Source organism: Candidatus Scalindua japonica (genome assembly GCF_002443295.1).
Classification (GTDB): Bacteria; Planctomycetota; Brocadiia; order Brocadiales; family Scalinduaceae; genus Scalindua; species Scalindua japonica.
Map to the genome: position 1 here is coordinate 145600 of NZ_BAOS01000005.1, position 12506 is coordinate 158105.

General features: G+C 36.1%; 12 protein-coding genes. All 12 read right to left on the bottom strand.

The genetic code is table 11. The annotated features are described in order from the left end of the window. Window positions 1-11: 11 nt before the first annotated feature. The 12 genes from SCALIN_RS05090 to SCALIN_RS05145 all read right to left on the bottom strand — a co-directional run bounded on the left by SCALIN_RS05090 (window position 12) and on the right by SCALIN_RS05145 (window position 12328). Window positions 12-1349 carry a FliI/YscN family ATPase gene (locus tag SCALIN_RS05090; protein ID WP_096893258.1) on the bottom strand — a complete coding sequence of 446 codons (1338 nt, stop codon included), beginning with the start codon at window positions 1347-1349 and terminating at the stop codon, window positions 12-14. Then, the gene (locus SCALIN_RS05095) at window positions 1340-1576 is read right to left on the bottom strand and encodes a FliH/SctL family protein (protein WP_162532152.1); all 237 of its coding nucleotides are present in this window, start codon (window positions 1574-1576) and stop codon (window positions 1340-1342) included. Before SCALIN_RS05095 ends, SCALIN_RS05090 begins: the two co-directional genes overlap by 10 nt. Then, a complete protein-coding gene (locus tag SCALIN_RS05100; protein ID WP_096893262.1) occupies window positions 1573-1965 on the bottom strand; it encodes a FliH/SctL family protein in 393 nt (130 codons plus the stop codon). The genes SCALIN_RS05095 and SCALIN_RS05100 overlap by 4 nt, the downstream gene beginning before the upstream one ends. Continuing rightward, on the bottom strand, window positions 1962-2909 hold the full coding sequence (locus SCALIN_RS05105) for a flagellar motor switch protein FliG (RefSeq protein WP_096893265.1): 948 nt from the start codon (window positions 2907-2909) through the stop codon (window positions 1962-1964). The genes SCALIN_RS05100 and SCALIN_RS05105 overlap by 4 nt, the downstream gene beginning before the upstream one ends. Beyond that, window positions 2909-4471: a flagellar basal-body MS-ring/collar protein FliF gene (gene fliF, locus SCALIN_RS05110; protein ID WP_162532153.1), complete on the bottom strand. Its 1563-nt coding sequence runs from the start codon at window positions 4469-4471 to the stop codon at window positions 2909-2911. Before fliF ends, SCALIN_RS05105 begins: the two co-directional genes overlap by 1 nt. 602 nt (window positions 4472-5073) lie before the next feature. Beyond that, complete coding sequence (gene fliE / locus SCALIN_RS05115; RefSeq protein ID WP_096893268.1) at window positions 5074-5370, bottom strand: flagellar hook-basal body complex protein FliE; 297 nt, start codon at window positions 5368-5370, stop codon at window positions 5074-5076. Between the two features lie 4 nt (window positions 5371-5374). Beyond that, window positions 5375-5818 (bottom strand): flagellar basal body rod protein FlgC, encoded by a 444-nt coding sequence (gene flgC, locus SCALIN_RS05120; protein ID WP_096893270.1) that lies wholly within the window; start codon window positions 5816-5818, stop codon window positions 5375-5377. Between the two features lie 49 nt (window positions 5819-5867). Continuing rightward, on the bottom strand, window positions 5868-6227 hold the full coding sequence (gene flgB, locus SCALIN_RS05125) for a flagellar basal body rod protein FlgB (RefSeq protein WP_096893272.1): 360 nt from the start codon (window positions 6225-6227) through the stop codon (window positions 5868-5870). Window positions 6228-6486: 259 nt separating this feature from the next. Then, window positions 6487-7911: a sigma-54-dependent transcriptional regulator gene (locus SCALIN_RS05130; protein ID WP_096893274.1), complete on the bottom strand. Its 1425-nt coding sequence runs from the start codon at window positions 7909-7911 to the stop codon at window positions 6487-6489. Window positions 7912-7924: 13 nt separating this feature from the next. Continuing rightward, on the bottom strand, window positions 7925-9238 hold the full coding sequence (locus tag SCALIN_RS05135) for a two-component system sensor histidine kinase NtrB (protein ID WP_096893276.1): 1314 nt from the start codon (window positions 9236-9238) through the stop codon (window positions 7925-7927). Beyond that, entirely contained in the window at window positions 9235-9966 is a 732-nt protein-coding gene (locus SCALIN_RS05140; protein WP_162532154.1) for a tetratricopeptide repeat protein, read from the bottom strand. The genes SCALIN_RS05135 and SCALIN_RS05140 overlap by 4 nt, the downstream gene beginning before the upstream one ends. A gap of 547 nt (window positions 9967-10513) precedes the next feature. Continuing rightward, window positions 10514-12328 carry a tetratricopeptide repeat protein gene (locus SCALIN_RS05145; protein WP_162532155.1) on the bottom strand — a complete coding sequence of 605 codons (1815 nt, stop codon included), beginning with the start codon at window positions 12326-12328 and terminating at the stop codon, window positions 10514-10516. Window positions 12329-12506: the final 178 nt, after the last annotated feature.

The following is a 12506-nucleotide window of genomic DNA, read 5'->3' on the forward strand; positions in this document are numbered from 1 at the left end:
GTTCTCTTTTGTTATTCCGAAGTACCACAATCTTGTATCATTGCTATTAATTTATCTATATCTTCATCATATACACTCTCTTCTTTTACACCCTGCTTGAGGTAATCAGTAATATGATTATATTTATTGATGGCATAGTCAATCTTACGGTTCTTTCCTTCTACATATGCACCCACATTTATCATGTCTTCCGCTTCTTTATAAATAGCGTATACTGATCTTAAGTTCTGGGCTGCCTTCAAATGATCGGCAGTGACAATATCGATCATACACCTGCTCACACTATTCAGGATATCAATAGCTGGAAAGTGGTTCTGTGCCGCCAGTTTTCTTGATAGTATAATATGACCATCCAGGATCCCCCGTACCGTATCTGAAACAGGTTCATTAAAATCATCACCATCAACCAGTACCGTATACATTGCCGTAATGCTACCTTTCTCCGTTATACCTGTCCTTTCCAGCAGCCTGGGGAGAACAGAAAACACTGATGGAGTGTAACCCCTTGTAGTTGGCGGTTCACCTATCGCCAACCCAAGCTCACGTTGCGCGTTTGCAAGCCTGGTAATGGAATCAACTAATAACATCACATCCATCCCTTGATCTCTCAAATACTCAGCTATTGTAGTGGCCACAAACGCCCCTTTCAACCTGACGACAACGGGTTTATCAGAGGTAACTACCACCACAACTGATTTTTTCATACCTTCAGATCCTAAATTATATTCAATAAATTCACGTACCTCTCTTCCACGTTCTCCTATCAAAGCAATAACATTTACCTCTGCCTTAGACGATCTTGCAATCTTTCCCAGAAGAGTACTTTTCCCGACTCCACTACCCGCAAAGATACCCATTCTCTGTCCTTTTCCGCATGTCAAGAGGCTGTCGATTGACCTGACACCGGTGCTGATGCTCTCAGTGATGAGAGGTCTGTTCAATGGCGCAGGTGCATCCTTATGTATTGACCACATTTCATCAAAATCAACAGGGCCTTTATTGTCCATTGTATTTCCCAGCCCATCCAGCACTCTTCCTATTAAAGAAATACCAAGTTTAACCTGAAGTGACTGCCCTGTGGCAACCACCTCACTTTTCGGGCTGATACCATTCATATCCGCAATAGGCATCAGTAATGTTTTTTTATCTTTGAATCCTACTACTTCTGCCAGCACTGGCTCTTCCTCGGTTTGTGTTGTCAATCTGCATAATTCACCGATATGGACCTCGGGACCCAAAGACTCTATTAACATACTGGTCGCCCTGGAAACTGACCCGGTTAAATTTATATTATCTATATTTGAAAGTCTTTGATGATACTTTTCAAACATCTCTTTTATTATTGACATTCTCCACTTTCTGTTTTCAAATCATGCTCTGCAAAAGCTAAAACTATCTCATTCCAACGTGTTTCTATCCTTGCATCTACACCCCCACAGTCCGTAATAACTTTACATCCACCTCTGGATATATTACTATCACTCACTATTTCACACGCCTCTTCCTCATTAGATATTCCACTGATTTTCATTTTTTGCAACCCTTCTGCATCATCCGGGTTTATGTATACTTTCAATATTTTTTTTCTTTTACCCTGTTAATCGCACTACTTACAACTTTTTCGATTATTCGACTATTACTCTCAGAAATCTCTTGAAATACTGTTTTTTTAGCAATTGCAAAAGTAAGCTTAATTATTTCTTTCTCACATTTACTCCAGATACTATCTCTCTCCTGTTTTAAATCTTTGATTGCTTTATGCATACTTTCACATATGAGTGCAACGTCTTCTCTATTTTTTTCTAATGCTTCATCCCAGCCTCTTTGGTATGATTCTTTTGTCAGACGCTCAATCTCATCTTCCTTTTTCTTCCTTTTTTCTTCTTTTTCAACTGTTGTATAATTTGACTCAAGGACAAATGATTTTTTTACAACAGGTAGTTTATATACATTATTAGTACTCATACCATTGGTCCGAGGTCCTGGGTTCTTCCTCTCACTGTTTCTCCCTGCGATTCTAATTTAGCCAAGCTATCGACTATTATTTTCTGAGCAGCCTCAACCTCTGACAAGGGTTTTGGGCCTAGTATCTGCTGCTCCTCGTTAACCATATCGCCCATACGCTTAGACATATTGTTAAATATTTTTTCACTCACTTCCTTACTGGCAGTCTTTAAAGCCAGAGCAATTGTATTGGTATCTGTCTCTGACAACATTTGCCTTAAAGCCTTGTCTTCAACTATTGCCAAATCTTCAAATACAAACATTAGTGTTTTAATTTCCTGTGCAATATCAGGATGTTCTTCCTTAATACGCTGCATAATAGTTTTCTCAGTTACAGAATCACTTCGATTAAGTATTTCTGCAATAGCTCTATATTTCCTTTCATTTGGTGTATCAATTCTATCACCTAACGATATGACCTTCGATTCAAGCAACTCATCAATCTGTTTAATTATTTGTACTGGTGGTGGAGTCGAAGTAGCCATTCTGTTTAGTACGTCAAGTCTTAACTCTTCAGACATAGTACCTACAACTTCCGCAGACTGATGCGGTTCAAGATATGATAGTATTAATGCAATTAATTGAGTATGTTCTCCGGAAAGAATTGAAATTATCTCTTCACTTACAAGATGCTTAAAATACCTGAACGGTATAATACTGGGTCTGTGGTCCTTAATTACATCAATAATTTCTTCACTTTTACGCCATGACTGAATTTCGTCCTTAAACTCATTGAGAACTCCAACTGAAATTTCATTACTGACGTTTCTCATCCTTCCGATGATATCACTAATCTCGGCAATCTCGCTTTCACCAAAATTACTCAAAATATCAGCCGCTGTTTCCGGTCCCAGGTTCAAAAGTAATATTGCAACTTTTTCCTTACTGGTAAAAGATGGATTCATTATTCACTCTCCCTTAACCATTTTCTAACAAGATTGCTGGTAGTTCTCGGGTCCTCCTTCGCGTTATCAATTATTCCATCCCTTACAACCAGTCGTTTTTCATCTTCTTTTTTATTCCTCGCCGATTCATCCATGTCCTCATCACCGTCCTCAATTTCTGCAGGTGAGGCGTATGTAGCATAACCGGCAGCAATCGGTTGGGTTGGTAATGACACGCGTTTCAACGTCCTTGTCGCGAAGAAAAGGAATGCAAGCACCGCTATGACAAGAGAACTGCTTCTGGCAATTGATAGTATAAAATCTTTTTTGTCTTCCTTTTCAACTGCCTCTTCATCAACAAAGACAGAAACATGTTGCTGAAACTTAACGCTTTGTATCTCAAACTTATCATTTCTCGGGGCCGATTCATCAATACCTATTGCCTGTTTTACAATTGCAGCTATTTGGTCCAATTCGTCATCAGTCCTGGATACGTATTTACTAGTTATCTTGCCGTCCGTCGTTTCTTCCTCAACATAATTACCATCAACAAGAACCGCAACTGTTAATCTTTTTACCCCCGCCTCATGTTCCGATATTGCACGTTCTACTTTACTCAATGCATATTGAGTAGTTTCAGTCTCCTCCGCTTCTTTGGACATTTTAACACCAGCATCTCCATTAGCTGCTCCCGGCATTTCCGTAGACTGTGTTGTAATTACCTGGCTTACTGGTACTTTTTTGTCCTGATCATATTCAATCTGCTTTTCATCAATATGCTTAAAGTCTAAGTCCGCACTAACTTTTACAATCGCCTTGCCCGGCCCTGTTATTTTTTCTATTATACTCATTGCTTTTGACGCATAATATTCTTCCAGTTTTCTACTTAAATCAAATTGATTGGTGATGACACCTGACAATTTTGATTCTCCGGTCTTTGATAACAGATTTCCCTTACTGTCTGTAATCGAAATACTATCCGGACTCAAGCCTTCCACGCTTGTACTTACAAGGTGTGTAATGCCAGCTATTATTCCTGGATTTATAGCATGCCTTTTTCTCATTTTTAGGACAACTGATGCGGTGGAGTGCTTTTCATCCTCAACAAATAATGATGGCTCAGGTATAACGATCTGGACCTTTGCCCACTCTACATCATCTAATTGTGAAATGGTCTTTGATAATTCCCCCTGAAGAGCTCTTCTATAATTAACTTTCTGCGCCAGGTCAGACATACCAAACTTAACTCTATCAAATAGCTCAAAACCAACTTCCCCCCCTGGTAAACTATCTTTAGCAAGAGCCATTCTAGACTCATATATTTTATTTGATGGGACTAATATAGTAGAACCATTATCTTTTAGCTTGTAGTTTATGTTATTATCTCGTAGATATGTTACAATTTCAGACGCTTCCTTTTGGCCTAGATCACTATATAATAGTCCATAATCCGGTGTTCTTACCCAGTAAGTAACAGCTAACAATCCTGCAATGAACCCAAGTATCACTACAATAAAAACAAGTCTCTGTCCGAAGCTTGTTCCTTTCCATATATTACTAAACTGTCCTGCTATCTGGCTCAATTCTCGGCTCCTATTAGATGTGACTATGTTTGAATTATTATTAAAATAAATCGACTGTTCTAGGTAATTTGCAAATAATATACCGCAATATAAATATTTTATTTTATAGGAAAATTACCACTTGTCAGTAGTTCTAAAATATTATTAATCAAGTTATTTCTATCTTGCCGGCAGCGAGAAGCTTTTTAGTACAATTTTCCGTAAATTTTAAAATGGTTAAATCCGTAGCAATTTTGCACTAACCGTAGTTTTATTGGACATCAAATAAAATTGCTATCACGCTTAAATCAAACAACTTAACACTTCTATTGTTACCTCTTGCCCGCATGTATTTATGAGGGTAGATGAACTGTTAAGCGGGAATCTAGAATTGTCATGAATGTGGTAACTAGTTTTGATTGGATTGGTAAAAAACACCACTTGATAATAAATGTTGACAACAACATTGGTTGTATATATATGTGTGTGGAAAGAAATAGAGTGAGTGCTAACCTACATTAATGTATTGAATTGAGAATTACGGATTTTTTAACCCCCACTACCAGTTCGTAAAATCTGGCCTGTCGAAAAGAATCCGTTTTCTACATTTAGAAAAGAATATACTATACCTGCATCCGCATTACTTCTTTGTAAGCATCAACAAGTTTATTACGGGTCTCCATCATAAACTTAAAACTTACTTCCGCCTTTGACATTGCAATCATCACTTCATGAACATTCTCAACTTTGCCGGTTGCAAAGTTTTCGATCGATTCTCCAGCCTTGACCTGAAGATCATTTACTTCGGTGACGTAATTGCTTATTGTTTCCTTAAAACCTGCTCCGTTCTTCTGCTCGTTTTTTCCAAGTTTTTGTTCTATCTTTCCGTTTTGTATGGGTCCAAGTGGTATAATATTCATTTCTTTATCTCCTTATTATATTGAGTGCCCTTTCACCCATCTTTCTAAAAGAGGCAATCACTGATGTATTTGCCTCGTAAGACCTGGAAGCGGCAATCATATCTACCATTTCCTTTGCAACACTCACATTCGGCATACTAACGTACCCATTCTTATCCGCCTGAGGATGCCCTGGAATATGGACCATATTGGGAGGCTGTTTTGATTCTGTTATCCCTTTTATTTTTACCCCATTAAGCCTCATTTTCTGATTTCTGCCTCCTATTAATGATTTACTCAAGACAGTCGCAAACTCTACCTCTTTTCTCTTATATGGACCACCATCTGATGTTTCCGTGACTTGAGCGTTAGCAATATTACTTGCAATGGCGCCCATTTTAACTCTTTCTGCCGTAAGACCTGAAGCGCTAATATCTAAGACAGATAATGGTTTATCAAATATTGACATTTTCACTATCCTCCATTCTCTTAATTGTGTTAATACATGAAATCCGTGTCTATTTTCCCTGTATGGCAGCAATCATTCCCTTAAACTTCTTCGACAAGATTTCCAGATAAACATTATGTTTATCTGACATTTGATAAAATGATACTAACTCTTTGTCCAGGTCCACATTATTACCGTCCTTTCTGGTACTCTTGTCTTTTGACAAATATATCGATTCCTTCAGATTCTTAATTTTATCAATATTCTTGTTTTCAACGGCTTTCAATAATTCTTCTTCAAATGAAACTTCAGATTTTTTATACCCTGGCGTGTTTACATTTGCAATATTATTTGCAATCACTTTATTCTTAGTAGAAGACAGATCCAGTAATTTTGATAACAGCACAACATTATTATCTGACAAGTCCATTATCAGTCACCTCCAAAAACCAACAAAATATCTGCTTAAAAATTAAAAACAGCAAAACATATACCACTGTCACACCATTTTGCAAATATGTTATTCTGAAGAAGGAACGACTGATGAATATCTTCACGAAAATCCCATTAACCCCTTAAACATATTTGGCTTACTAACGATAGATTTTTTCTGATTTCCTTCATCAAGAACTATATTTCTGCATTTGATTTCTGAGAAAAGAACAACTTTTTCAGTAAAATAATTACAACTAATGGGAAAGACTTTCTGCAGCAACTTTGCTTTCCTCATCAATATCCGTATCAATATTTAATTCTAATTCTGAATGTAATTCCTTATACCTGCTTAACTTGTTCCTTAATGTACGAGGTGTTACATCTAGTATCTCAGCAGCCCGGGTCTTGTTACCCCCTGTTTTTTCAAGCGTCTTGTATATCAGATCTCTTTCTACATCTTCTATAGTCTGCCCGACAGAAAATTCCTTATTTTTTTTAGATTTACTTACGGTCAACATATTCTCGAAATGTTCAGGCACAAGCACTTCAGAGTCAATCATAACCGTACATCTATGTATAAGGTTTTTCATTTCCCTTACGTTTCCAGGCCAGTCATATTGGGCCAATCTGTCTAAAGCCTCATTACTTATCCTGGTTAATGGAGTATCTATTCCTGACTTATATTTATCAAAAAAATATTCAGCTAAAACAGGGACATCCTCTCTTCTCTCTCTTAAAGGGGGAACGATTACCGGTATTACATTAAGCCTGAAATATAAATCCTGCCTGAAATTATTTTTTTCGATTTCCTGCCTTAGATCTCTATTTGTAGTAGCAATAATCCTGACATCCACCTTAAGTGTCTTGGTGCCGCCGACCCTTTCAAATTCCTCTTGTTCAAGAACTCTTAACAATTTGGCCTGAATTTTCGGTGATACCTCGCTAATCTCATCTAATAACAGAGTACCTCCATTTGCTAATTCAAAACGACCCATTCTTTTTAAATCCGCTCCGGTAAAAGCACCTTTTTCATGTCCAAACAGTTCACTTTCCAATAGGCTTTCTGAGAGAGCAGCGCAGTTGACTTTGATGAAAGGCTTTGATTTTCTCTGACTATATGAGTAAATAGAATGGGCAATAAGCTCCTTGCCTGTCCCACTTTCACCCTGGATCAATACACTGGCTTTGCTTTGTGCAATCCTTTTAACGTTATTTAGCACTCCGAACATCCTGGAGCGTTTGTCTAAAATAAACTCATTTTCCACATTACTATCTAATTTTGATCTCCAGTATTTATTTTCATCTATTAATTTTTGTCGCTCCTGCACTCTTTTCAGCAGCAGCTCAATATTATCAAGTGAAAATGGTTTTATAATGTAATCGTATGCACCTTTCTGCATTGCTTCAACTGCCGATTCTATACTGCCGTAAGCTGTCATAATAACAACGGTAGTTTCCTTTGAAGTTTTCTTCACTCTCTCTAATACCTTCAGACCACCCATTCTTGGCATTCTCATATCGAGGAAGATCATGTCATAGTTTATCCTATCGGTCAAGCTGACTGCTTCCTGTCCATCACTTGCATTGTCTACAGAGAAACCGTTCCTTTGCAATGCTTCACTTAAGTAGCTTCTACTAAGGTCATCATCATCTACTACTAATATTTTCTCTATACTCAATTTATCCCTCCATTCACACAAAAACGTTACTACTCAAATAGTTTGTTTCACTTGAAATGCTTAGCAAATCGTTATGATTACCAGGCAAATTTACCATAATAGTTGTTCCCTTCTCAGGCCCACTGAAAATATTAATACGCCCATCATGGAGCTCAATTATTTTACGGACTATAGCCAGACCCAAACCAGTTCCATCATCTTTTGTAGTAAAAAATGGTTCAAATATTTTTTTGATAGTACCATTGTTGATCCCGTCACCCGTATCCACAAACCCAACCTGCATTACCGGTATATCCTTAGCTGTTGACTTGCGTGTAAATATCTTGATCTTTCCGCCTTCTGGCATAGATTGAATCGCATTGAGCAGAATATTTAAGAAAGCCTGTTGCAGTCGATCCGAATCACAGTAAATAAAATCATCAAAATTCTCATAATCTTTCTCTATTTGGATATTACGACAACCTTTATATCCTAATTCCTGATCGACAAAAAGAAGGGCCTTATCGATAATGTTAGGCAATTCATCCTTCCGAAGGTTTAGTTTGATTGGACGTGCCAGAAACAACAAATCTGTAACTATTTTATTTATATTCTTTGTTCCCTTGATTATATGCTTTATAAGACGAAGACTGTCTCCCTCCAATTCACGCTCCAGTAAACTCGCAAAACCTTCAATTCCATTTAGAGGGTTTCTAATCTCGTGGGCAATGCTGGCAGCCATAGTACCAACAGAAACAAGGTCACTCGCGCTATTTAAACGTCCTTTTAATTCACATATTTCTGACAAATCATGGAAAATTTCAACGAAGCCCGTGATTACTCCTCGATCATCCTTCAGAATTGATATGCTGCTCTCAATATTTCTTGTTACATCATTGTCTATTTCAATTATTCTTTTTAAATTATCTATTTTTTCGTTCTTTGACATTGATTCTAACAATAAATCAACAAATCCGCCTATATGGGAGAGGGCGCTCCTGATATCTTTTCCCAAGACATCTTCGGCAACAACATTTAAGGTACTCTCTGCCACATTATTAAATGTCATAATTATTCCATCATTATCCACTGCAATCACACCACTATGCATACTTCCCAGTATACTATTTAAGAATCTTGTCTGATTGTCCAATTCCAGGACCTTTTTGTTGAGACATTCATTTGTATAGGCCATTTCCCGATCTATCTTCTTAACTCTCTCTTGTAGTTGCTTATATGATGATTCAAGTTTCTGTGCATAAGTATTAAAGCTATCAAAAATAGTCAACAGCTCTTTCACACTATTTAATTGTTTAATCTTTGATTTGTAAGAACTTAAGTTTTTCATCTCTCGATAACCTTTTCCATTTTTTCTTCTACCTCAGCACGCCACATTATCTCCTGAATATACCACTGTGACTGTTTAGCCCAGTAAGTACCCTCGTATACTTCTTGCATTTCTCTATACGCTTCCATTGCTTCACTATATAAACCCAATTTTCTATAACAATTTGCAATTTGATATGAAATCCAGACTTTTTTGTCTTTTATTATATCCTTTTTAATAATCAACTGATATATATCCAGTGCTGTCTTGTACTCACCTAATTTGTATAAATTTTCTGCAATTTCAAAAGGATGTATAATTTCATCTCCTTCATTAACCTCCAGTCTCTCACTTTCCTCGATATCTTCACCTTCATTCTTAAGTGTAATAATTTCCATAGCATCTTTACTATCCTTATCAACAGGAGAGCCGGTTTTCTTTACTACAAGTTCCTCTTTTTTACCAATGCTCTTTTTTTTGAAATTTGTTAATACTACTTTACTTCTGGTATCTACATTTTCTTCCGTCTGTACTTCCGGCATGTCAGCCTTCATCCTGAATGTACCTTTAAACTCTGATTTTAGTTTATCCAACTCAGCTCTTTCTCTCTTTAAATCCATAAGCATGGCTTCCATCTCATCCACACTCATATCATGAGTATCAAGACTTTTTTCCACACAAAATACATTACTGACAATACATAGATTTAGTATGCCAAATATAACTGATATTATAATTTGTTTATTCATAATCATAACCAACTTAACTCTTATTGTTTTATTTACACCTTAAGAGTTTAGCAAATGAAATGCCATTATTTACAAAACTGTAGAGGCATTTTGGACGTGCTTATAATCGATATGCCGACATTCGATAACACACGAATCTACAACATCTTATAGTCGTCAGCAAAAAAAAAGTGTGCTTCGAGTATAAATATAATTATAGACTGCAGGAAAAAAATTGAGGAATGTAAAAACTGAAATAAATTAACTGTCTGTTTTTTTTACCTTATGTTTATTATTAGCACATTATTCACGAGAGTCCCTCAGTGAATATTCTTACTCAGTACCAATTATGCGATTTAAGTATTCTGAAAAAAAACAATTATATCTCTCTCTAACATAATGAGTAATGAGAAAAAAGTAATAATTGTACAGTATTTTAATATAAACGGGGCATCAGTAAGGTAGATATCAAAGAGAGGAGAAATCAGAGGGTGAAAAACAGAAAATTCAAAAAAAAAAGTTGATGTACTAAAAAAGATAATTGAAAAATGAGTGTGACCCCATATGGTTATTGTTGATATGATTTTACCGCTTCGGCAAGTAATCCAAGCTCAGCATAGGAATCACCAACTAATTTTGAAACCCAATCTTTTCGTTTTTCTAATGTCTCTCCTACTAGAGCTTTCTGGAAATATTCAATTGCTTTTTCATGCTGTTTCTCCTGCGCCAGGCTTACTCCTGCATAAATGTTTGCTTTAACCGACATGTTTTTATCTTTGTTTCCTTCTAAAAGTTCTTCAAATACACCTAAAGACCTTTTGTAATTTTCATCATCGAGATAACATAACCCAATTTCAAACTTCATCCTATCCACATATATACTATCCTTGTGTTTGCTTAGGCCTTGTTTAAGTGTCGCTATTGCATTATCAAGCATTTTCATTTTGCGTAATGTTTTTCCACTATAATAAAAACCGTATGGTGCTAAACTACTGTCAGGAAATTCTGCTAATGCATTTTTGTACAATTGAAATGCTGTTAAATAATCCTGCTTCATAAAAAAACAGTCTGCCAGTTTATAGTAAGCCTTATCAAGCATCTCATTGTTCTGTTCATATAAACTGAAGTTTTTCAAAACCCTGATCGCTTCATCATATTTACCCAGTAAATAACAGCAATTACCAATCTGATACTCTAATTCATAGCGCAATTTGTCAGGCATGATAAAATGTTCAGACACTAAACTAGCATCTCCTGCCTTGCCACCATCCTGCTGGAATTGATGAGACTGACCTTCTACCTTATTCTCAATATGCGCATTTTCCGTTAACTCTGAATTTTTATTTACATTCTGGAATTCCTTCTTCATACTCAAGAATAGTTGCAATGCCACATCATAATCCCCTGTATTAATAAAAGAATTCCCCAGTCGTAAACGAGCAAACATGGCCGTATCTTTATCATAATACTCTTTAATTATATACTTATAAACCTCTATTGCCTTCTCATAGTTTTCTTGTTTGCTCCATAAATCACCAATTTTAAGATACGTGTCGTCCGTATCATTTGAGTGAGGATAACTATTTACATATTTCAAATAACTTACTTTTGCATTTTCCACATCATCCAGCATTTCATAACACTGTCCAACATTAAGCATTGAATTTTTTGTTAATTCATGATCCGGATAATTCGCAATTACGATCTTATATTCCTGTAACGCTATTGACGGAAAGTTAGAAGCAAGATAAAAATTCCCCAGTTCATAATATGCTCGCACGACTCCCTCATATTTCGGATATTTTATCATTACTTTCTGATATGTCTGAATCGCCTTCTCCTGATAATAACCATAAGCGGAACTTACATTTAATTTTGCAGGCAAAGTGACAAAGATTAAATTTTCACTTATAATTGTCTCAAGACCTTTAGCACCGAAAATAATGTCAATTATGTCTACTAAAGGAGTATTTTCGAGATAAATGGAAATTACCGAAGACAATCTCTTCCTGTCAATATCGTCATCGATAATAATCCTCTTCCCGCTCGCAGTAACTAATGACTGCAGTATCTCATCAATAGAAACTAAATCGGCCCTGATTGAATATAAAACTGTATCATAATTACCCATCCTCTTGTTTATAGATAAATTTTTATTTTCTGTGACCAACTGAGTCGCCACTTCTTCATCAAATGAGGCTTCTCGTTGTCTTAAATTCAGTAATTTTTTTAACCCCCCCAATATCTTTTTCTCATTTTCAACTCTTTCTTTATACTCATCAAGTGACAAATTTAACAACATGGCTTCTTTTTCACTGAGTTCATCAGCCGCTATAGATCCATACGATAAATTCAGAACAGACAATATCGTAAACAGATACACACAAGCTCTATAATAAAATATTAGATTTCTGATTTTAGGTTTCTGATTTGTTGTACTCATTATTTTCATGTCTAATTATTAATAATTTACTCAAAACAAAGAAAATGAGTCCACAGATTTCATTGATTACTCAGAACTGGTGGATTCATTTAACCAACAAATATGTTAATAGTTCATC

What these genes read in the sequence shown, in the direction of transcription:
- SCALIN_RS05090 (WP_096893258.1), bottom strand. Translation starts at nt 1,349, where the DNA reads ATGTCAATAATAAAAGAGATGTTTGAAAAGTATCATCAAAGACTTTCA.
- flgC (WP_096893270.1), bottom strand. Translation starts at nt 5,818, where the DNA reads ATGTCAATATTTGATAAACCATTATCTGTCTTAGATATTAGCGCTTCA.
- SCALIN_RS05100 (WP_096893262.1), bottom strand. Translation starts at nt 1,965, where the DNA reads ATGAGTACTAATAATGTATATAAACTACCTGTTGTAAAAAAATCATTT.
- fliE (WP_096893268.1), bottom strand. Translation starts at nt 5,370, where the DNA reads ATGAATATTATACCACTTGGACCCATACAAAACGGAAAGATAGAACAA.
- SCALIN_RS05135 (WP_096893276.1), bottom strand. Translation starts at nt 9,238, where the DNA reads ATGAAAAACTTAAGTTCTTACAAATCAAAGATTAAACAATTAAATAGT.
- SCALIN_RS05140 (WP_162532154.1), bottom strand. Translation starts at nt 9,966, where the DNA reads ATGAATAAACAAATTATAATATCAGTTATATTTGGCATACTAAATCTA.
- SCALIN_RS05105 (WP_096893265.1), bottom strand. Translation starts at nt 2,909, where the DNA reads ATGAATCCATCTTTTACCAGTAAGGAAAAAGTTGCAATATTACTTTTG.
- flgB (WP_096893272.1), bottom strand. Translation starts at nt 6,227, where the DNA reads ATGGACTTGTCAGATAATAATGTTGTGCTGTTATCAAAATTACTGGAT.